This is a genomic window from Frigoribacterium sp. UYMn621, assembly GCF_040549525.1.
Classification (GTDB): domain Bacteria; phylum Actinomycetota; class Actinomycetes; order Actinomycetales; family Microbacteriaceae; genus Lacisediminihabitans.
The window spans coordinates 37,741-57,562 of record NZ_JBEPTM010000010.1 but is presented as its reverse complement, the minus strand read 5'-3'; the positions used below and the strand labels follow the sequence as shown (position 1 = coordinate 57,562).

Annotated in this window: 19 protein-coding genes and 1 tRNA gene; 7 read left to right on the top strand and 13 right to left on the bottom strand. The window is 68.1% G+C overall.

Annotated features, from left to right (window positions below):
* Positions 1-34: 34 nt before the first annotated feature.
* Genes ABIB54_RS14465 through ABIB54_RS14450 form a run of 4 tightly spaced genes read right to left on the bottom strand, consistent with a single transcriptional unit; the run spans position 35 to position 5,359 of the window.
* A complete protein-coding gene (locus ABIB54_RS14465; protein ID WP_354576223.1) occupies positions 35-2,509 on the bottom strand; it encodes a CHAT domain-containing protein in 2,475 nt (824 codons plus the stop codon).
* Positions 2,510-2,535: 26 nt separating this feature from the next.
* Positions 2,536-4,200, bottom strand: a complete 1,665-nt coding sequence (locus ABIB54_RS14460) for a S8 family peptidase (RefSeq protein ID WP_354576222.1) — start codon at positions 4,198-4,200, stop codon at positions 2,536-2,538.
* Positions 4,201-4,256: 56 nt separating this feature from the next.
* Positions 4,257-4,751, bottom strand: a complete 495-nt coding sequence (locus tag ABIB54_RS14455) for a hypothetical protein (protein ID WP_354576221.1) — start codon at positions 4,749-4,751, stop codon at positions 4,257-4,259.
* Entirely contained in the window at positions 4,748-5,359 is a 612-nt protein-coding gene (locus ABIB54_RS14450; protein WP_354576220.1) for an RNA polymerase sigma factor, read from the bottom strand. Before ABIB54_RS14450 ends, ABIB54_RS14455 begins: the two co-directional genes overlap by 4 nt.
* Positions 5,360-5,496: 137 nt before the next feature.
* Between ABIB54_RS14450 and ABIB54_RS14445 the strand changes: the two genes are divergently transcribed.
* The 4 genes from ABIB54_RS14445 to ABIB54_RS14430 all read left to right on the top strand — a co-directional run bounded on the left by ABIB54_RS14445 (position 5,497) and on the right by ABIB54_RS14430 (position 8,498).
* Positions 5,497-5,578: transfer RNA gene (locus ABIB54_RS14445), tRNA-Leu, on the top strand.
* A gap of 94 nt (positions 5,579-5,672) precedes the next feature.
* A complete protein-coding gene (locus ABIB54_RS14440) occupies positions 5,673-6,401 on the top strand; it encodes a DedA family protein (RefSeq protein WP_502917137.1) in 729 nt (242 codons plus the stop codon).
* A 112-nt stretch (positions 6,402-6,513) separates the two neighbouring features.
* Positions 6,514-7,212 (top strand): ABC transporter ATP-binding protein, encoded by a 699-nt coding sequence (locus ABIB54_RS14435; RefSeq protein WP_354576218.1) that lies wholly within the window; start codon positions 6,514-6,516, stop codon positions 7,210-7,212.
* Positions 7,209-8,498 (top strand): ABC transporter permease, encoded by a 1,290-nt coding sequence (locus ABIB54_RS14430; protein WP_354576217.1) that lies wholly within the window; start codon positions 7,209-7,211, stop codon positions 8,496-8,498. Before ABIB54_RS14435 ends, ABIB54_RS14430 begins: the two co-directional genes overlap by 4 nt.
* A gap of 15 nt (positions 8,499-8,513) precedes the next feature.
* Here ABIB54_RS14430 and ABIB54_RS14425 read toward each other — a convergent pair whose 3' ends face one another.
* The 6 genes from ABIB54_RS14425 to ABIB54_RS14400 are packed head-to-tail and all read right to left on the bottom strand — an operon-like array spanning position 8,514 to position 14,003.
* Positions 8,514-9,056 (bottom strand): HEAT repeat domain-containing protein, encoded by a 543-nt coding sequence (locus ABIB54_RS14425; RefSeq protein WP_354576216.1) that lies wholly within the window; start codon positions 9,054-9,056, stop codon positions 8,514-8,516.
* A gap of 28 nt (positions 9,057-9,084) precedes the next feature.
* Positions 9,085-10,317, bottom strand: coding sequence for an Nramp family divalent metal transporter (locus tag ABIB54_RS14420; protein WP_354576215.1), 1,233 nt, complete (start codon positions 10,315-10,317; stop codon positions 9,085-9,087).
* 9 nt (positions 10,318-10,326) lie between these two features.
* Positions 10,327-10,932 carry an RdgB/HAM1 family non-canonical purine NTP pyrophosphatase gene (gene rdgB / locus ABIB54_RS14415; RefSeq protein WP_354576214.1) on the bottom strand — a complete coding sequence of 202 codons (606 nt, stop codon included), beginning with the start codon at positions 10,930-10,932 and terminating at the stop codon, positions 10,327-10,329.
* Positions 10,929-11,666, bottom strand: coding sequence for a ribonuclease PH (gene rph / locus ABIB54_RS14410; RefSeq protein WP_354576213.1), 738 nt, complete (start codon positions 11,664-11,666; stop codon positions 10,929-10,931). The genes rdgB and rph overlap by 4 nt, the downstream gene beginning before the upstream one ends.
* Positions 11,663-12,517, bottom strand: coding sequence for a glutamate racemase (murI, locus tag ABIB54_RS14405; protein ID WP_354576212.1), 855 nt, complete (start codon positions 12,515-12,517; stop codon positions 11,663-11,665). Before murI ends, rph begins: the two co-directional genes overlap by 4 nt.
* 25 nt (positions 12,518-12,542) lie before the next feature.
* Complete coding sequence (locus ABIB54_RS14400; RefSeq protein WP_354576211.1) at positions 12,543-14,003, bottom strand: cryptochrome/photolyase family protein; 1,461 nt, start codon at positions 14,001-14,003, stop codon at positions 12,543-12,545.
* A 92-nt stretch (positions 14,004-14,095) separates the two neighbouring features.
* Here ABIB54_RS14400 and ABIB54_RS14395 point away from each other — a divergent pair, with 92 nt between their 5' ends.
* Positions 14,096-15,352: a nicotinate phosphoribosyltransferase gene (locus tag ABIB54_RS14395; protein WP_502917136.1), complete on the top strand. Its 1,257-nt coding sequence runs from the start codon at positions 14,096-14,098 to the stop codon at positions 15,350-15,352.
* Between the two features lie 47 nt (positions 15,353-15,399).
* Here ABIB54_RS14395 and ABIB54_RS14390 read toward each other — a convergent pair whose 3' ends face one another.
* From ABIB54_RS14390 to ABIB54_RS14380, 3 genes are read right to left on the bottom strand one after another with little or no spacing between them, the layout of a single operon-like run.
* Positions 15,400-15,663, bottom strand: coding sequence for a DUF3039 domain-containing protein (locus ABIB54_RS14390; RefSeq protein ID WP_185202991.1), 264 nt, complete (start codon positions 15,661-15,663; stop codon positions 15,400-15,402).
* A gap of 58 nt (positions 15,664-15,721) precedes the next feature.
* Positions 15,722-17,299, bottom strand: coding sequence for an ABC transporter permease (locus tag ABIB54_RS14385; protein ID WP_354576209.1), 1,578 nt, complete (start codon positions 17,297-17,299; stop codon positions 15,722-15,724).
* Positions 17,275-18,162, bottom strand: coding sequence for an ABC transporter ATP-binding protein (locus ABIB54_RS14380; protein WP_354576208.1), 888 nt, complete (start codon positions 18,160-18,162; stop codon positions 17,275-17,277). The genes ABIB54_RS14385 and ABIB54_RS14380 overlap by 25 nt, the downstream gene beginning before the upstream one ends.
* 400 nt (positions 18,163-18,562) lie before the next feature.
* Here ABIB54_RS14380 and ABIB54_RS14375 point away from each other — a divergent pair, with 400 nt between their 5' ends.
* Together ABIB54_RS14375 and ABIB54_RS14370 are read left to right on the top strand one after the other, a co-directional pair.
* Positions 18,563-18,784 carry a hypothetical protein gene (locus ABIB54_RS14375; protein ID WP_354576207.1) on the top strand — a complete coding sequence of 74 codons (222 nt, stop codon included), beginning with the start codon at positions 18,563-18,565 and terminating at the stop codon, positions 18,782-18,784.
* A gap of 332 nt (positions 18,785-19,116) precedes the next feature.
* Complete coding sequence (locus ABIB54_RS14370) at positions 19,117-19,809, top strand: phosphocholine cytidylyltransferase family protein (RefSeq protein ID WP_185202987.1); 693 nt, start codon at positions 19,117-19,119, stop codon at positions 19,807-19,809.
* Positions 19,810-19,822: the final 13 nt, after the last annotated feature.

Sequence of the window (19,822 nt, the reverse complement as noted above, 5' to 3'; positions counted from 1 at the left end):
CGGCTCCGGAGTGATCGCTCGCCAGCGTGTGGCCTCACCACCCGGCCCCGTAACACTGGAAAGCCGGCCGACGCGCGGAGGATGCCCCGGCGGCCACCAGCGCATCGGCCGGCGCCACGCCAGAGGCGAGAAGACCATGGGCCTCGGTGAGCAGCTCGCAGGCGAGGGAGTCATCAACGCTGGCGGGAGCCGCGATCACGCAGCGCACCCCCGCGTGCAACCAGGCCTGCGACATACCGAGAGCCTCCTGCCCCCAGCGCACCGCGGAGCGTCCCACCTCGCACGCGGAGAGCACCACTACTGTCGGCACGGCAGGCAGCTGGTCCACGTCGTAGCCGAACCACGGGCCGTCCGCGAGGAGGACGCCGGAGAAGAGCGGGTTGTCGGCCGAATGCCGACCGTGTGCCGACAGGTGGAGCAGATCCACCCGCTGCGCGAGGCCGGAGACCGCCTCGCTCGTCGCGGCCGCTCCGACCAGCACCGTTGAGGTCGCCCAGCCGGCCGCGGCATCCGTCACCTCCTCCTCGGCGCGCGTGACTCCCGGCCCAGCGGCGAATCCCACCGAGCTCAGCGACAGGCCGCGTGCACGCTGGGCCAGCCACCGCGTCGCGGAGACCGGCAGGGTCAGCGGTCGACCGCGCAGCGTCGGCAGCAGCGACCAGGGCAGTCCCGCGAGAACCCCGGGCGGCGTCACCACCAGCCGACCGGTGCCGATGCGCTCGCGAACGGGCCCGACGATCAGGCTGTCCAGTCGGTCGAGACGGTGGGCGAGACCGGCGTCTACGACCTGCTGCATCGCGGGCGAGAGTGTCGCGGCGGCCATGTCGAGGTCGGCGAGCAGCCCGTCGAGCTCCAGGCGGATCGGATCGAGCGGTCCGAGATCCACGACAGTCGAGCTGTCACCCGTCACCGCGAGTGCGGTCAGCCGATCGCCCGACCAGAGCACGGCGAGAAGCGCGGAATCTTCCGGGCCGAGCTCCGCCTGCACGCGATCGAGCGTGACCAGATCCTCGAGGCTGCCGGATCCGCGGCCCTCCCACTGTCGCGCGCGGATCGCCGACCTGAGTGCGGCCTCCGCTCGCCCATCTGCCGACAGGGGCGACGGATCGGAGGCCCGCAATTGGCGCAACTCCGCGAGGTCGGCGGCATTCGCGGCATTCGCGGGGGGCCGGAGAGGAACGATCCGTCCGGTGAGGTTTCGTGTGCGCTCCGACCATTCGAAGACCTCGGATGCCCGCCCGGTCGCGACCGCCTGCCGGATCCCGACGGTGATCAATCCCGTGCCGTGAGCGACCAGCGCACTCTGCAGGTCGAGGCTCCCGAAGCTGGACTGCCACTCGGCGAGCTCATCGAGGCCGGTGCGAGCCAGCGACAGCGCGCGCGAACGGTGCCCCTCGAGCACCGCGATCTCTGCACCCACCTGGCGGTGGAGCAACCGAGCGCCGATCATGGTTCCGCGGCCGAGTTGAGCCCCCTCGAGTGCAGAACGTGCCCCCGCGGCATCCCCCGATTGCAGGCGGAGACGGCAGCCGTGAAGCCGCAGCGTGACCGCATCCCCCTCGAAGTGCCGCGCGCCGAGGGCGAGCGCCACCTGCTCGATCTGCTCGAGGAGTCGGCCTGCCGACCCCGCCGAACCGACCGCCCGGAAGGACACGGTGGCACCGAAAGCGAAGGCCTCGGCCCGCAGTGCCCAGCTCTCACTGCCGCGCGCCCGAAATCGCCGGGCGGCACGGCGGGCGAGCGCGGCGGCTCGCCGTGCATCCTCGAAGATCAGAGCCCTGGCCTGGGCGAATTCCGCCTCGGCCTGCGCCTGGCGCAGTCCGCGCAGTCCGTAAGTGCGGGCGACAGCCGCCAACAGCTCGATCGCCTCCGAGGTCATCCCCGCGCTCAGCAGCACCTCCGCGCGGTCCGCATCACAGGTCGCGAGAGCGACCGGGGAGAGGGCCGCGAGCACCGGCCGGGACTCGTCCATCAGGCGGAGGGCGGCGATCAGGTCTCCGGCGAGCATCGCCGCATAGCCCTGGTTGTTGCGGGCCTTGGCCAGCTCCACCGGATCGCCGGCTCGCTCGAACGCCTCGGCCGCCGCGTCGAAATCCCGACCGGCAGCCCCCACCTCCCGGCGGTCGAGAAAGGCGAGGCCGCGATTGAGGAGCACCACGCCCAGACGCGCCGGATCCGAGTCCAGCTTCGACATGGCCCCGGTGAGAAACTCGACTGCCGCATCGCCGTTGCCGCGTCGGAGTTCGATCAGGCCGATCTGGCTGCCGAGCACCGCTCGGGTGTGGGCGCTGAGGCCGGACGCCTCCAACGCCGACCGACAGAGAGCAATCCCGCGGTCTGGATCCCCGGTCTCGGACTCGAGGTAGGCGACGGTGCCGATGATCCGAGCGGTGAGCTCGGCATCCCGCGAGCGCCGCAATGCCTCATCGAGGGCCGTGCGCGCGGAGGCATGCCGCCCCGCGTTCGAGTGCGCGACACCGCGCTGGTACAGGACTGCCGCCGACAGCATGCCCCATTATGGCGCGGCGGCAGTACTCAGCGCGCGGCGGCAGTGACCTTCTGCAGGGCGGCTGTGGCGAGCTTCACCCGCTCGGCGACGGAGCCTGAACCCGCCTGTGGCAGCGGCCCCGCGTCGAGCGCGGATGCGACGGCCCCTGCGATCAGCGGCGCGGCGAAGGAGGTGCCGCTCCAGATCGCGAAACCGCCGCGGAAGTCATCCGGATCAATCGACTCCCGCATTCGGATGCCACTGCCGAAGTCGCTCGAGACGCGGGCGAGGGGCTGGTCGCCTCCGTTGAAGGCCGGCATGGTCGAGAAGACGGAGCCGCCCGGGGCGCTGCACGAGACCCATGGACCGTCATTACTGAACAGCGCCACTGTCGAACCGTTCGGGTTGAGGGCCCGCGCGGCGACGATAGGCACGGCGTCCTCGACCAGATGCACCGGCCCTCCCCCGCCCAGCCACGGCGCGAACGCGGCGGGGAACATCGGACGGTCCGTCGCGTCATTTCCCGCTGAACACACGACCACGGTTCCGCAGCGCCCCATCGACGCGAGCAACTCGTACATCGTGGGGTCGAACAGCCCATCCTCTGGCGTTTCGTGGTAGTACCCCATCGACAGGGAGAACACGTCGATGTCGCAGCCGTCGGTGCGGCCCTGCGCCGCCCGGCCGATCAGCGTCGCGATGGCGGTGAGCGCCGCGACGAGCTCGGACTCGACGATCACGCCGGTGGCGTCCACCACCCGCCAGGTCACGATGTCCGCCTCTGGGCAGGCCTGGTGGATGAGTCCGGCGATGAATGTCCCGTGACCCGAGACCTCGTCGAGCGCTCCATCCAACGGCCCGACCAGGTCGCCGTCGAGCTCCGGATCGGTGGCCGCCCCGACCTGACCGATCGGAACCCCGTCGAGTCGAACCGCGGTGTTGACGATCGGATCGAGCCACGAGTGCGGCCCACAGCCGGTGTCGAGGGTCGCAACCACTGGTCGTCGACCATCATCGGTCGTGCGATCGCGACGATGCGGAGCCGCGCCCGCGTAGGCCACCGGCTGAAGCCCGCCGCTGCCCTGCGAGCCGTAACTGGCGATCGCCCCCACGTCGACGCTCGACCCGGCCGGGTTCGTCGAGTGGAACGGGTTCGTCGAGTGGAACGGGTTAGTCGAGTGGAACGGATTGGTCGAGTGGAACGGATTCACGCCGATCGAGTCGACGGTGAGCAGGTGATCGAGGCCGACCCCCTGAACGGCATCGCGGCCGAGCAGCGCGCGTGCTCGTTGCAGAAGCGTCCAGGCATCCGGAGCCGGCACGGCTTCACCCACCCGCGCCGTGATCAGGAATCGCGAGACGCCGAGCACCCCGGTGGCCCAGGGATATCGGCGCACGCGTTCCTGGCGCGAGGCATCCGGCTCCGGCAGCAGGGAGGTGGCGAAACTCTCGTCGCGCGTCAGGTCCCAACCCAGTTCGCCCGCGACGCGGCCGAGACGCTCGGCATTCGCTGCGACGTCGGCGAGAGTGGAGACGAGGATGCGATCGGGAATGTACGAGCTCGGATAGGCGCGGATACCGTCGACAGTCACCGCCGCCGGATCGAGGATCCTGCCCGCCTGGGCCGGATACCGATCGTCCCAACGGCGACGGGGTCGCGCCCTGCCGTGGGATGCGCCGCTGCCCAATTCGCTGCCGCCCTGCTCGCTCAACCCGATCTCCTTGCCCTTGGTCGATTCCGTTACCCGTGCTCGCTATGCAGTGCCCGTCACACCGTGAAGTAGTCGGTGGTGAAACCCTGCCGCGCAGCCGCGGCCCCCGGCCCGCGCTCGGGCTGGAGCCACATCCGCGTTCGTCCCGCGGGAATGTCGGGGAAATCGAAACGCCCCTCGGCACTCGCAGCGGTGGTGAAGTCATCATCGTCCTGCTCGAGCCTCACCGACAAGGCCGCGGCGGGCGCGATCCACCCGTCGACGCGGCGTCGGCCGTCACCGAGATCGCTCACCCGAAGCATGATCGACCGGGTGCCACGGGCGAATTCGAGAAGCTGCACATCGGAGACCCCGCGCACCCCGACCGCCGCCCCGCTCGACTCGAGCATGGTGAGCATGGCGTACTCCACACCAAGGTCGCGCGTCGCAAGCGCGACGAGCACATCGTCCACCAGCCCGGCCGGCATCGGATCGCGCTGCCGCCACAGCCTTCGAAGGCGGGAAAACAGGTCCTCGTCAGAGAGCGGAGAGTGATCGCGGATCGACATCATGCACCTTCCATCAGCTCGAGGGCATCCCGGAGCTTCGACAGACAGCGTGCACGGGTCGGGCCGATGCTCCCCATCGGCATGCCCAGGTCCTTCGCGATTCTGGAGTAATCGGGCCGCTGCTCGAAGGCCACGATGCGCAGCAGTCGTTGGCATCGCTCGGACAGCTCTCGCACACAGCCCCACAAGCGGTTCTCGCCGTCCCGCGCGATGGCCACGTCTTCGGCGGACGCCTCGTCTTCGGTCACCGCTTCGAGCACCTCGTCTGAGACGGGGATGCTCGCGGCACTGCGTTTGGATACCCGCCAGGCCTCACGGCGCGCGGTCGTGAGGAGCCAGGCGGCGATGGCATGGGGGTCGGCGATCGACCCGGAGCGTTGAACGAGTGTCAGCCATGTGGTCTGAACGACATCCTGCGCCTGGTCCTGGGCAAGACCATAGGCGCGGACGACCTGCCAGAGAACGGGTGTCATGGTGTGGACCAACTCATCCATCGCTCCGGGATCGCCGGAGAGCCAACGGCTGAAAGCCGCCGCGGAATCATCCCAGATGACATGCGACTCCGTCCGGTGGCCCTCGGGTCGGCCGCGGACGGAGTCGTTGTCAGTCATGGATTGAATTCTCATCACCCCTCAGGAGCGCGGCAAGCCCCCACAGATACATCTGCGGACTGATTTCTTCGACCGACTTTCGGCGCAGGCTGTAATCGGCCCTCGCAGACCCGGCCCGGTACACTTGGGGCGCACTCGCGGGAGTGGTGAAATTGGTATACACGCAGGTTTTAGGTACCTGTGCCGCAAGGCGTGAGGGTTCAAGTCCCTTCTTCCGCACAGCGTTTCCCCGGGCGATGTCGTCGCCGCCCAGCCCCACGGCGCGGTCATCGACTACCCTGACACCAACAGACGACTGGAGTACCTCGCCTTGCTGCACAACGCACTCGTTCCGTGGCTCGATCCCACCCTGCTGATCCACCAGGCAGGACCGTGGGCGCTGCTGCTGGTGTGCGCGATCATCTTCGCCGAAACCGGCCTGCTCATCGGTTTCATCTTCCCCGGCGACACCCTCCTTCTCATCACCGGCCTGCTCACCTTCACCGGCACCATCCAGATCCAGATCTGGTGGGTGGGACTCGCCATCGGCCTCGCGGCATTCATCGGCGGCGAGGTCGGCTACTACATCGGCAAGAAGGCCGGACCGCGCATCTTCGAGCGCAAGGAGACGGGGCTCTTCAGCATCGCGAACGTGAAGCGCACCAACGCGTTCTTCGAACGGTTCGGTGGCTCTGCCGTCATCTTCGCCCGATTCGTACCGATCGTACGCACCTTCGCGCCGATCGCGGCCGGTGTCGGAAAGATGAACTACCGCAAGTATTCGCTCTACAACGCGATCGGCGCCTTCGTCTGGGGCGGCGGAGTGACGACGCTCGGCTTCCTGCTCGGCAACATCAAGCCCGTGGCCGATTTCGTCATCAAGTACGTGGATCTCGTGCTGCTCGCCGTGGTGCTTCTCACGCTCATCCCCACCCTCTTCCACCTCTTCCAGTCGAGGCTGAAGGCACGAAGGGCCGCCCGGCTTTCCGGCCGTGCGGTGCCCATTCCGACCGATGCCGAAGTGACGATCGACCAGAAGTACTTCGACCAGAAGAAGGACTGACCGACAGGTCCTACGCCCCCGGGAGTAGCCGGGATTCGTCCGAGAGGATGCCGTCCGGGGGCCGTCGAGGGTGCAAGCTGGTCGCACACCCCTACCAAGGAGCCCTCCCCTCATGCCGGTACCGATTCTCGCGGCGCGCGATGTCACCAAGTCCTACGGCCGGGGGCCCGGTCGTTTCGATGCGCTCAAAGGTGTGTCGCTCGAGATCTACGAGGGCGAGTCCGTCGCCATCGTCGGCAAGAGCGGATCCGGCAAGTCCACGCTCATGCACCTCCTCGCGCTGCTCGATCGGCCGAGCGGAGGGTCCATCGAGCTCTCGGGATCGGATGCCCTCCTCCTCACCGGCCGCACCCTCAACGTCACCCGCAATCGCACCTTCGGATTCGTGTTCCAGCAGTTCTTCCTCACCGGTGGCGCCTCGGTCCTCGAGAACGTGATCCTCCCGCTGAAGATCGCCGGTGTCGGCGTGCGCGACCGCAAGCGCCGCGGACGGGCCGCTCTCGCCCAGTTGGAGCTCGAAGACAAGGCCACCAACAAAGCGAGCGACCTCTCGGGGGGCCAGAAACAGCGGGCGGTGATCGCGCGGGCCCTCGTCAACGATCCGCGCATCATCTTCGCTGATGAACCGACCGGAAACCTCGATAGCGCGACCGGTGCAGTGGTCGAAGACATCCTGTTCGGACTCAACCGGGACAAGGGGATCACCCTCATCGTCGTGACCCACGACGCAGACCTCGCGGCCCGGTGCGACCGGCGCATCTACATCCGCGACGGTCTCATCGTCGACTCCGAGAGCGCGGTGGCCGCATGAGGACCATCGACGTGATCGGCACGGCGATCGAGAACAGCTTCCGCAGCAAGCTCCGCACCACGCTCACGGTGATCGCCATCTTCATCGGTGCCTTCACCCTCACCATCACCAACGGTCTCGGCACAGGCATCAACGACTACATCAACACCACCGTCGCGGCCATCGGCGCCCAGGACGTGCTCACCGTGACGAAGGTGGGCACCGATGCGACCACCTCAGGGCCGAAGAAGTACAACCCCGACCTCCTCGCCTCCAGCGCTGGTCGTCCCGGCAGCACCGTTCAGGCGTTGACGCCCAGCGACATCAGCACCATCACGGCCCTGAAGGGTGTGAAGTCGGTGCAACCGACGCTGTCCATCAGCCCCAACTACATCCAGGTCGGATCCGGCACGAAATACGCGCTCAACGCGAGCGGCGCGGTGCCCGGCATCAAGCTCCAGCTCGCCGCGGGGGCGCAACCGAGCTCCACCTCGAGCGAGTCCCAGATCGTGGTGGCGAAGTCGTACGTGAAGGCCCTCGGCCTCTCCAGCAACTCCGCTGCCATCGGCACGATGGTGAAGATCGGCGTGACGGATGCCGCGCAGAAATCCTCCACCGTCGATGCGACCATCGTGGGCATCTCCGACGCCAGCCTCGGCGCGGTCGCTGACGTGGCGACCACCAACTCCGCGCTCACGCAGAAGCTCTTCGATACCCAGAGCGTCGGTCTCACCGGGTCGGCGAAGGACCGCTACTCGCAGGCATCCGTGCGATTCGATTCCGCCGCGACACCCTCAGAGGTCACCCAGCTGAAGGACCGCCTCACGAAGGCCGGCTACGAGGGCCAGACTGTCGCGGACCAGATCGGCACCTTCAAGACGGTGATCGACGCGATAGTGCTCGTGCTCAACGCCTTCGCGGTGATCGCTCTGCTCGCGGCGAGCTTCGGCATCGTCAACACCCTGCTGATGTCGGTGCAGGAACGCACCAAGGAGATCGGGTTGATGAAGGCGATGGGCATGGGCGGCGGCAAGGTGTTCGGCCTCTTCAGCTTCGAAGCGGTCTTCATCGGCTTCCTCGGCAGTGCGATCGGGGCCGGGATCGCCATCCTCGTCGGCACCGGCGTGAGCGCGGCGCTCTCGGGATCGGTCTTCTCGGCCCTTCCCGGCCTCACGCTGATCGCGTTCAGCCCCGGGTCGATCGCCACGATCATCCTCGTCGTGATGGCGATCGCCTTCGTCGCCGGCACCCTTCCCGCCGCGAAGGCGGCGCGCCAGGACCCCATCGATTCCCTGCGCTACGAGTAGCGCTACCGCCAGTCGTTACGGTGCGGTGGTGCGCTTCTCGAGACGCACCATCGCATCGTGGGCGGAGCGGCGCACTTCCTTCTCGTCGTCCTTGAGCAGCACGGTGAGGGCTGGCAGGTGGCTGGCATCCCCTACTTCGCCGAGAGCCCGCGCGGCGGCACCGCGCACTCGCGCCACCTCGTCGGACAGCATCGCCGTGAGGGCTTCCTGCTCGTCGAGCCGGCGGATGAAGGTAGCGCGGGCGCACATCTCGCGCACCCGCCAGGCCTGGTCGCCGAGTCCGCGATGCACGGCGGATGCCGCGGAGTCGGCCCACACGAAGGTGAGAGCCCGTGCGCCCCAGACCTCTGGCCAGTAGAGGGGCGGGGCTCCATCCAGCACGCCCTGGGCGTGACGCCCGCCAACGATGAGCAAGAACTCCTCGCCCTCGTTACCCCCCATGAGCAGCGAGGCGGAACGGTCGACCACCGCCTGCTCGCCGAAGCGCGCGACGGCGGCGGTGATGCGGTCCCCGGGGGAATCGTCGATCTGGACGGTGGATGCGGAATCGTCAGTCATGGCGGGTTCAACGGTACCGCGCCCGGGCCTATCCCGTGATCGTGAGCCAGACGAGCGCCAGGTTCAGGGCGATCACCAACACCACGATGAGCGACATCGCCCATCGGGCCGGTCGCCGGTTGGCCTGCTCCCCCATCACCCCGGGATCGTTGGTCAGCCTCAGCAGGGGGATGAGGGCGAAGGGGATGCCGAAGCTCAGGAACACCTGGCTCACCACCAGAGCCCAGGTCGGGTCGATGCCCGCCGCGAGAAGCGCGACCGCCGGCACCAGGGTGACCACTCGGCGCACGAACACGGGGACGCGGCGCTTGAGCAGCCCGGCCATGATCGTGGCTCCCGCGTAGCTTCCCACCGAGGTGGAGGCGAGACCGGAGGCGAGGAGCCCGATGGCGAAGACCAGGGCGATCCCCGGTCCGAGCGCGGTTCCAATGGCCGTGTGGGCTCCCGCGATGGTGTCGGTCGCGCCGATCCCGCGCAGGTTGACCGCGGCGAGGAGCAGCATCCCGACATTGACCAGTCCGGCGATGCCGAGGGCGATGATCACGTCCCACCGGGTGACACGCAGGATGCGGCGTCGGGCCTCCGGGGCGGTCACGTGTCCGTGGCGGTCCCTGGCCAGCGCCGAGTGCACGTAGATGGCGTGCGGCATGACGGTGGCGCCGAGCATGCTCGCCGAGAGCAGCACAGAGCCGGGGCCCTCGAATCGCGGCACGAGGCCACCGAGCACGGCGGTGCCGTCCGGCGGGGTGATGAACAGTCCAGCGAGGAATCCGACCGCGATGATCGCGAGCAGACCGATGATCACCGATTCGAACGGCCGTTGGCCGTAGCGCGACTGTACGGCGAGGAGACCGAGCGACACGGCGCCGACGATCATGCCGCCGAGGAAGAGCGGAAGGCCGAACAGCAGGTTGAGCGCGATCGCGCCACCGATCACCTCGGCAAGGTCCGTGGCTGCGGCCACGAGTTCCGCCTGCGCCCAGAACAATCGGCGGGAGCGGTCTCGCATCCGGTCACCGAGGAGCTCCGGAAGGGAGCGGCCGCTCACCAGGCCGAGCTTGGCGGAGTGGTACTGGATCAGTGCCGCCATGAGGCTTGCGGACACCAGCACCCAGACCAGCAGGTACCCGTACCGCGCGCCCCCGCTGATATTCGCAGCGACATTGCCGGGATCGACGTAGGCGATCGCCGCCACAAAAGCAGGGCCGAGAAGAAAGAGGCCGCGGGCCGCCGGGCGGGTGCTGCGGGCGGTGGCGGTCATCCCCGAATTCTAGGTCGGCTGGCCGAGCAGCAGGTCGCGCACGATCGGCATCAGGGCCTCGAAGGCGAGAGAGCGATGGCTGACCGCGTTCTTCTCGTCCGGGTGCAGCTCCGCGGCGGAGACGTTGTAGCCGGCCGGCTTGAACACGGGATCGTAGCCGAAGCCGCCAGCGCCGACCGGCTCGCGCAGCACGGTGCCGGGCCAGCGGCCGAGCTCGACTCTCTCGCGGCGGTCGGGCAGCACGAGCGCTGCGGCGCAGAGGAACTCGGCGGCGCGGTCATCCACCCCCTCGAGGTTCTTGACGAGAAGGCGCACGTTGTCCGCATCGTCCCGCGTGCCGGCGTAGCGAGCCGAATGGATGCCAGGGGCGCCTCCGAGAGCCGCGACCGCGATTCCGGAGTCATCCGCGATCGCGGCGAAACCGGTGTGGGCGGATGCCGCCCGTGCCTTGATCAGCGCGTTCACCTCGAAGGTGTCGCCATCCTCCACCGGTTCGGGCCCGTCGTAGGCCCTGAGGTCGATCCCGTCGAGCCTGCGCCCGAGAATCCTTCGGAGTTCGATGACCTTGTGCGCGTTGTGGGTGGCGAGCACCAGGGGAACAAGCACCGTGGTCATCGAGCGAGACTCTCCACCTGAAGTCTGGTCAGGTCGGCCCCACCACCGAGGGCGAGGTCGAGGAGGGCGTTCAGCTCGGTTCGGTCGAACGGCGCGCCCTCGGCCGTGCCCTGCACTTCGACGAAGAGGCCGCGTCCCGTGACGACGACGTTCATGTCTGTCTCGGCACGCACGTCCTCGGTGTAGGCGAGGTCGAGCATCGGGGTGCCGTCGATGATGCCGACGGAGACTGCAGCGACGCTGTCGATGAGCGGCACGGCCTTCTGGCCGATGAACTTCTTGGTGCGGCCCCACTCGAGTGCGTCGGCAAGGGCAACGTAGGCACCCGTGATCGCCGCGGTGCGCGTGCCGCCATCGGCCTGCAGAACGTCGCAGTCGATCACGATGGTGTTCTCACCGAGGGCCTTCATATCCACGACGGCACGCAGCGACCGGCCGATGAGCCGGGAGATCTCGTGGGTGCGCCCGCCGATCTTGCCCTTCACCGATTCGCGATCCATCCGGTCGTTGGTGGAACGGGGAAGCATCGAGTACTCGGCGGTGACCCAGCCCTTGCCCCTCCCGGTCATCCAGCGCGGAACGCCGTTGGTGAAGGACGCGGTGCAGAGCACCCTCGTGCGCCCGAAGGAGATGAGGGCGGATCCCTCGGCCTGGTCGCTCCAGCCACGCTCGATGGTGACCGGCCTCAGCTGGTCGAGCTCACGGCCATCGATGCGGGGTCCTGATGCGGTCATGCGGTGCCGCCTTTCTGTTTGAGGGTGGGAAGGGTGAGAGCGCCGGTCTCGACGAGTTCGACCGTGGAGACCTCCGGCCCGAGAAAACGACGCACCAGGCGGGTGAACTCCAGCGGGGAGTCACCGGTCGCCTCGAAGACGTGGGTGGGTGCGACACCTGCTTCGCGTTCGAGGCCGTGCCGCACGAGGGTGCGATAGACGTCGAAGGCCGTCTCCTCCGCGCTCGAGACGAGGCTGACATCCTCCCCCATCACGTACTGGATAGCGGCGGACATCAGCGGGTAGTGCGTGCAGCCGAGCACGAGCGTGTCGACTCCGGCGTGCTTGAGCGGTGCGAGGTAGTGCTCGGCGACCTCGAACAGTTCCGGACCGCTCGTCACCCCGGCCTCGACGAATTCGACGAATCGGGGGCACGCCTCGCTGAACAGGGTGAGGTGCGGTGCCGCGGCGAAGGCGTCGTCGTAGGCCCGGGAGGTGATGGTGCCGACGGTGCCGATCACCCCGACCCGGCCGTTGCGGGTCTGCCGAACCGCAGCACGCACGGCGGGCTGGATGACCTCCACGACCGGGATGCCCAGGGCCTGGGTGTATCGCTCCCGAGCATCCCGCAGCATGGCCGCCGAGGCCGTGTTGCACGCGATCACGAGCATCTTCACGCCCTGCGCGACCAGATCGTCGAGCACCTCGAGCGTGTAACGCCGCACGTCGGCGATGGGCTTGGGGCCGTACGGCGAGTGTGCGGTATCGCCGACGTAGACGAGCGATTCGTTGGGCAGCTGGTCGAGCACCGCGCGGGCCACCGTGAGACCGCCGACCCCGGAGTCGAAGATCCCGATCGGCGCGTCATCCATAGGGACCGAGTTTACGCGGGATGCCCTACAGGGCGGTGCGCCGCCGTTCCTGGTCGACCACCTGCTCGCGGTCGCTCAGCCGTCGGAGGCCGGCGAGCGGCTGCGCCATGCGGAAGTTGCCGCGGATCTGCGGTTCCACCCGGTCGAGGAATGCCCAGTAGCCGGCGGTCACCGGGCAGGCGTTCGGGCCGAGTCGCACCTTCGGGTCGAATCGACAGCCGCCGCAGTAGTCCGTCATCCTGTTGACATAGGCGCCCCCGGCCGCATAGGGCTTGGTGCCGACGATGCCTCCATCGGCGAACAGGCTCATGCCGACGACGTTCGCGGGCATCACCCAGGGGGTGCCGTCAACGAACATCCCGATGAACCACTCGTTCATCTGCTTCGGGTCGTAGCCGCGCTGGAGCGCCCAGTTGCCGATGATCATGAGCCTCTGGATGTGGTGGGCCCAGCCGTGCTCGCGCACCCCGCCGATCGTCTGGCTCAGGCAGTTGGCTTCGATGGCGGATGCCTCGAGCTCCAGCACCGCGCGGGGAATCGGCTCCGTCGCGGCGAGGGCGTTGCTGTTCACGTAGTCCTCGCCCAGCCGCCAGTACAGGTGCCACACCCAGTCGCGCCAGCCGCACAGCTGGCGCACGATGCCCTCGACGCTGCCGATCGGGGCCTTCCCGGCGCGGTACTCGGCCTCGACCCGGTCGATCACCTCACGCGGATCGAGCAAGCCGAGGTTGAGCGGCGCGCTGAGCAGGGAGTGCGCCATCGTCCAGTCCCCGGTGAGCGTGGCATCCTCGAACGGGCCGAAGTCGCCGAGGCGACTCTCGATGAAGTCGTCGAGGGCCAGCCGCGCCTCCCCCGTGGTCGCCGAGAATCGCCGCGGGCCGTCGTCACCCACGAGGGTGACCTCGCCGGCGGCCTGCCAGCGATCGAGATCGGCCCGCACCCCCCGGTCGATGTCATCTTCCTCGGGCCACCACGGTTCGGGCAGACCGAGGGTGAGGGCCCGCTTCGGCGGGGGCTGGCGGTTCTCGTGGTCGAAGTTCCACTGGCCGCCGGCGGGAGCATCGCCGTCCTGCAGGATGCCCGTGCGACCACGCACCCAACGGTAGAAGTCCTCCATGATCGGGCGACCCTTTCGGGCATCCGCCCACTCGGCGAAATCCGCCTCACTCGTGACGAAGCCACGGCTCGGCAGCACTGTCGCTCCGACCGATCGCACGAGGCGCCTCGCCGCATAGGAGGTCGGATCGACAACTTCGAGGTCGTCACGCCCCTCCACCACGTCCCGGTAGTGCTCGACCTGGTGGAACTCCACCCGGTCCCCGAGCTCGGCGGCCCGGTGGCGGATCGCCGAGAGGATGAGGTGAGCCTTGGCCCGATGGAGCGGAGCACGGCGCAGCGCGGCGCGGGACTCGACCAGCAGCATCCGCCCGCCATCGTCGAACGAATCGCCCAGTTGGCCGGCGAAGATCCAACGGGTGCGTTCCATCGGTGTCACGGTACACGAGCGAACTGCTGGCTAGGCTGGCACTCGTGACCGATGCCGTATCTTCGCTGCTGACCGACCGCTACGAGCTCACGATGCTGAACGCCGCCATCCGCGCCGGCACTCACGATCGCGACTGCGTGTTCGAGGTCTTCGCACGCCGTCTCTCCGGTGGGCGTCGCTACGGAATCGTCGCCGGCACCGGGCGGCTGCTCGATCTGATCGACGACTTCCGCTTCACCGACCGTGAACTCGACTGGTTGCGCGACAACGACGTCGTCTACGACCGCGCTCTCGACTGGCTGGCCGACTACCGCTTCACCGGCAGCATCTCCGGCTACCAGGAGGGCGAGGTCTACTTTCCCGGCTCCCCCATCCTCGTCGTCGAAGGCACCTTCGCCGAGGCCGTGATTCTCGAGACCCTCGCCCTCAGTGTGCTCAACTACGACTCGGCGGTGGCAACGGCCGCCTCCCGCATGGTCTCCGCCGCGAGCGGCCGTCCTCTCGCGGAGATGGGATCGCGGCGCACCGGTGAGCGCGCCGCCGTCGCCGCCGCCCGCGCGGCCTTCATCGCCGGCTTCGCTGCGACGAGCAACCTCGAGGCCGGCCGGAGCTGGGGTGTGCCGACGATGGGCACCTCGGCGCACTCCTTCACCCTTCTGCACGACACCGAGGAGGATGCCTTCCGAGCCCAGGTCGCTGCCCTCGGCCCCGGCACCACCCTCCTCGTCGACACCTACGACGTCACCGCCGCCGTCGATCTCGCGGTCCGGGTCGCGGGAACCGGACTCGGCGCCGTGCGGATCGACAGCGGTGACCTGCCGGAGCAGGTCGCAGCGGTGCGCCGCCAACTCGATGCGCTCGGTGCGGTCAATACCAGGATCACGGTGACGAACGACCTCGACGAGTTCACGATCGCGGCCCTCCGGGCCGCACCGGTCGACTCCTACGGCGTCGGCACCTCGGTGGTCACCGGGTCCGGCTCCCCCGCCGCCGGTCTCGTCTACAAGCTCGTGGCGCGCAAGGACGCCGCGGGCGACTGGATCTCCGTCGCAAAGAAGTCCCCGGAGAAGGTGTCGATCGGCGGTCGCAAGTTTCCCGTGCGCGAGTTCACCGCCGCGGGCACGGCGAGTGCCGAGGTCATCCACGTCGGGAAGCCGGAGGCCGCGACATCCGCTCACCGGCCCCTGCTCGTGCCGCTGGTTGTCGACGGGGTCGCCGTGGAGAAGTACCGCGGGGAGGCCGGAACGCGGCTCGCCCGGGAGCACCGCGCGGCGGCGATCGCTGAACTGCCGGAGGAGGCATTCCGCCTCGGTCGCGGCGACCCGGTGATCCCGACCCGCTACGCCTGAGGCCCACTGCGCCCGTCACCCACTGCGCCGGGCCGCACCGTCTCCGGTTACTTCTTCAGTCCGTCGTAGATCTCTTTGCAGGTCGGGCACACGGGGAACTTCTCCGGATCGCGCCCCGGCGTCCACACCTTGCCGCAGAGCGCGATCACGGGCTTGCCGCTCAGGGCCGACGCGAGGATCTTCTCTTTCTGCACGTAATGGGAGAAGCGCTCGTGGTCGCCCTCTTCGATCTGCTCCTGGTTCAGGAGTTCTTCGAGTTCGCGGTCAAGCGTGTCCGTACCGCCGCCGCCCTGTTGTGTATCGCCGCTCATGACGCCATTTTACGCGTGCGCGAGAGCCCTTACCGGTAAAGAGCCCAGCGGTGAGGAGTCAGTGTCGCAGCGTGAATGCGAGCAGCTCCGGCGACCGACGACTGTAGATGCGTCCGCCCCAGAGCACCCCGAGGGCGAGCAGGACCAGCCCCATCCCCAGCCCGACCAGGAGTGAGAACGTCGACCAGCTGGTCACACCGGGATGCAGGAGGCCCTGCACGGCGAACCAGAGAGCGGGCGCCGACAGCGCGATCGCCGCGAAGAAGGTGAGGGACTGGATGAGACCCGCGCCGGTGCCGCTCGCCTGGGGCTGCGCGTAGGGGCTGTCGCCCGGGCGCACCGATGGGTAGGGAAAGCGTGCAGAGACCACGCTCGACAGACCGAGTCCGGCCAGCAGCAGACTGGAGCTGACCCCGATCAGCGAGGGGAGCACCCCGTCGTCGCCGGAGATCGCGGCGGCGATCGGAGACCCGATCGCGATCAGCGGGATGCCGATCACCAGGGCCGGCACCATTCTCCCGAGCCGGTCAGCCCATCCCGAGGTATTCGACGCGAGGTGAAGCCACACGGCCGAACTGTCGCTGGCGACGTCGTTGTGCATTGACCAGGCCAGGAACAGGCACATCACGGGAACCGGGAGGAGAGCGAGCACGCTGACGGATACACCGGCGACCGCGAGCACGACCACGAACAGCAGCGGCGCGACCGGCACGGCCAGGAGAGTCGTGTGGTACCGGGCATCGCGGATCCAGTAAGTGATGCTGCGGGCGGCGATCGCGCCGACGGGAGAGTCCGGCAGACGACCGAACCAGCCGAGACCCACGTAGTTCGAGGCTCGCTCGCGTCGCTGAGGGGCCACGAGCAGCCATCCCACCAGGGCGCGCCAGGCCACCCAGAGCAGCCCGGCGGTCGCAGCGGCGATGAGGAGCTTCAGCACGGCCCCTCCGGCATTGCCGGATGCGGCTTCGGCTGGCGCAGACCAGGCCGCCCCGATCGGCGTCCAGCCCGCAACATCCGCCACGGATTTGAGAGCGTCCAGCCCGCCACGATCCCAGTCGACGGAAGCGAGCAGCGCGATCGCCGGGGCGAGAAGCACGAGAACCACGAGCATGATGAGCGTCGTCAGCTCTCGAGCGCGGCGGGTGGCCAACAGGAGGGAGGCGACCGAACTGGAGACTCGTGCAGCGAGAAGGCAGGTGGCGAAAATCAGCACCGCAGAGAAGAGAGCGATGATCACGGACAGCGGATCCCGTGCCCAGGTCACCACCTGCGCGATGGCGACTGCGGCGATCGCGAGTGACGGAAGCCCGACGAGCCCCGCCAGGGCGAGAACTGCCGCGAGACGATTCGCGGGTATGCCGAACAGGGAGAACGATCGAGGGTCGAGGCTGTTGTCCGCGCCGAGGGCGAGAGGCACGAGCAGGAATCCGAGCACGATCGCGGACCCGACGGCCACGGTGATGTCGCCCGCCAGCACCGGTTCCACCCGGCGGAGGGACGCGAAGCCGGCAACCGTGAACCCGGTCGCTCCGATCGCATAGAGCAGGCCGACGACGATTCCGAAGACCTGCAGCGGACTACGGCGAAACGTATTCGCGAGCAGCCGCAGCTTCAGTCCGAGAAACTGTGCAACCACTCCATGCCCTCCGCAGTCTTGCGCCCACCCGCGAGTTCGAGGAATCTCTCCTCGAGCGAACCGCCGCCACGCACATCCTCCATCGTGCCGGTGGTCAGCACCTCGCCGCTCACGACGATCGCCACGAGGTCGCAGATGCGCTGGATCAGGTCCATGCTGTGGCTCGACAGCACCACGGTGCCGCCGGCAGCGACATAGCGCTGCAAGATCGTCGTGATATTCGCCGCGGAAACCGGATCGACGGACTCGAAGGGTTCGTCGAGCACCAGCAACCGCGGCGAATGGATCATCGCGCAGGCCAGTGCGATCTTCTTGGTCATTCCAGCCGAGTAGTCGGAGACGAGGCGTCCGAGGGCATCCTCCAGGCCGAAGGCGACCGCCAGGTCGGTGGAGCGCTGCTTCACTGTTCGTGCGTCGAGCCCGCGGAGCGTGCCCGCGTAGTAGAGGAGCTGGCTCCCGGTGAGGCGGTCGAAGAGCCGCAGTCTGTCGGGAAGCACTCCCATGGCACGCTTGGCGGCCGCCGGATCCATCCAGACGTCCGCCCCGTGCACGAGGATGGATCCCTCATCCGGGCGGAGGAGACCGGTCACCATCGACAGTGTCGTGGTCTTCCCCGCTCCATTCGGACCGACGATTCCGAACATGGTGCCCGCGGGCACCCTGAGGCTCACGTGATTCACCGCGACGGTATCGGCGAACCGCTTCACCAGGTCGGAGACCACCAGCACGGGCTGCCCGACCGCAACGGCCGCGCCCGCGCTGGCAGCGGACGGGGCGAGGATGTCGTCGGGGACCGTCTCGTCCGGCGACGGTTGGACGGCGGTCGTGGTCGGCTTCGCGCGACCAGCAGGCGGGGGTTCCACGGGAGCGGGAGCGGGAGCGGGAGCGGGAGCGCGCACCGAGGTCGAGCGCGGGATCGTCGAACGTGGGGTCGTCGAGCGCGGGATCGTCGACCGCGGAATGGAGGAGCGAGGTCGCGTCGCCCGCGGAATCCCCGACACGGCCGGGGTCGCCGTCGGCTCGACACTTTGCGCGCCAGCGGCTGTGGTTTCGGCGGAAACGGGCTCGGGACTCTCGGGCACGACCGGCTCTGGTGCTTCAGTCGCGGGGACAGCCGAGTGGGGGGCCGTGGGATCGTCGGTGGTCGGCGTCTCTGGTGCGGTGGCAGCCTGGGCTGGCGCTTTCGGGCGGGTCGTCCGCGGAGTTGTCGCCCTCACAGCACTCGATTTGGGCGCGGCGGGCTTCGTTGGCGGAGTTTGAGCGGTGGCTCCCGAGGAGGACGTCTCCTTAGCCGCGGAACTCCGGGGCGTCGCAGGCTTCGCGGCCGATGGCCGTGCCGCGGGCGTGCGCGGGTTGGGCGTGCGGGATGCGGGGGTGCGCTGGGCCGCCTTCGCGGACGAGGCGGAGGCGTCGGAATTCACCCGTGGAGCAGCAGGTCGGCGTGCCCGGGGCGCAGCCCCCGCGGGCTTTGCGGGATTCGCTTGAGTCCCGGAATCGTCGCCGGAATTCGGAGCCGCCGGCTCCCCTGCTGGCTTCTCCTCAGGTTCTAGATCCACCAGTCAACCGTACCAACGCTGACTGGGATGCCTGTGCGAGAACTGGGCAACTCATCACGAATTGAAAACGCCGTCCGCCCACCCCTGTGCCAAATTGGCTCTAAAAGGTAGGGTGGAGCTGCACAACGACGTGTCCAGGCAACAGTCTGGGGATGAATAAACGGTGAATCTCTTCGCAATCGCAACCTAATGACGATTGACGGTCGATCGGATTCGGACACTTGCCCCGGTCAAGACCACAGTCAACTGAGGAGACAAATCGTGAGCACACAGATCGTAATTCTGGCCGCCGGCATGGGCAGCCGTCTTGGACGCTCCCTGCCGAAGCCCCTCACCGAGCTCAGTGACGGCCGCACTATCATGCAGCAGCAGTTCGACAACATCAAGCAGGCCTTCGGCACCAGCGCCAAGGTGACGATCGTCGTCGGCTACAAGCTCGAGCACATCATCGAGGCCTTCCCCGCCGCGTCCTTCGTCTACAACGAGCAGTATGACCAGACCAACACCTCCAAGAGCCTGATGCGCGCACTGCGCGCCTCTGGCCAGGGTGGCGTTCTCTGGATGAACGGCGACGTCGTCTTCGACCCCGAGGCTCTCGTGCGCGCTAAGAAGATGGTCGACGCCGACCAGTCCTTCGTCTCCGTGAACACCGAGAAGGTCTCTGACGAAGAGGTCAAGTACACGGTGGATGCCGAGGGGTACATCAACCAGCTGTCGAAGACCGTAAAGGGCGGTCTCGGCGAGGCCGTGGGGATCAACTACGTCGCTCGTGGCGACAAGGCTGCGCTCATCCGCCAGCTCGGCCGCGTCGACGACCAGGACTACTTCGAACGCGGTATTGAGCTGGCAATCGAGCAGGACAAGCTACGATTTGAGCCGGTAGACATCTCCGACCTCTACGCCGTAGAGGTTGACTTCGCGGAAGACCTCGAGCGGGCGAACCTCTTCGTCTGAGTTCACGCCTCCG

Excerpts from the sequence above, each read along its gene's own strand:
- ABIB54_RS14465 (WP_354576223.1), bottom strand. The coding sequence starts at position 2,509 with ATGCTGTCGGCGGCAGTCCTGTACCAGCGCGGTGTCGCGCACTCGAAC.
- ABIB54_RS14455 (WP_354576221.1), bottom strand. The coding sequence starts at position 4,751 with ATGATGTCGATCCGCGATCACTCTCCGCTCTCTGACGAGGACCTGTTT.
- ABIB54_RS14450 (WP_354576220.1), bottom strand. The coding sequence starts at position 5,359 with ATGACTGACAACGACTCCGTCCGCGGCCGACCCGAGGGCCACCGGACG.
- ABIB54_RS14435 (WP_354576218.1), top strand. The coding sequence starts at position 6,514 with ATGCCGGTACCGATTCTCGCGGCGCGCGATGTCACCAAGTCCTACGGC.
- ABIB54_RS14430 (WP_354576217.1), top strand. The coding sequence starts at position 7,209 with ATGAGGACCATCGACGTGATCGGCACGGCGATCGAGAACAGCTTCCGC.
- ABIB54_RS14425 (WP_354576216.1), bottom strand. The coding sequence starts at position 9,056 with ATGACTGACGATTCCGCATCCACCGTCCAGATCGACGATTCCCCCGGG.
- ABIB54_RS14420 (WP_354576215.1), bottom strand. The coding sequence starts at position 10,317 with ATGACCGCCACCGCCCGCAGCACCCGCCCGGCGGCCCGCGGCCTCTTT.
- rdgB (WP_354576214.1), bottom strand. The coding sequence starts at position 10,932 with ATGACCACGGTGCTTGTTCCCCTGGTGCTCGCCACCCACAACGCGCAC.
- rph (WP_354576213.1), bottom strand. The coding sequence starts at position 11,666 with ATGACCGCATCAGGACCCCGCATCGATGGCCGTGAGCTCGACCAGCTG.
- murI (WP_354576212.1), bottom strand. The coding sequence starts at position 12,517 with ATGGATGACGCGCCGATCGGGATCTTCGACTCCGGGGTCGGCGGTCTC.
- ABIB54_RS14400 (WP_354576211.1), bottom strand. The coding sequence starts at position 14,003 with ATGGAACGCACCCGTTGGATCTTCGCCGGCCAACTGGGCGATTCGTTC.
- ABIB54_RS14395 (WP_502917136.1), top strand. The coding sequence starts at position 14,096 with ATGCTGAACGCCGCCATCCGCGCCGGCACTCACGATCGCGACTGCGTG.
- ABIB54_RS14390 (WP_185202991.1), bottom strand. The coding sequence starts at position 15,663 with ATGAGCGGCGATACACAACAGGGCGGCGGCGGTACGGACACGCTTGAC.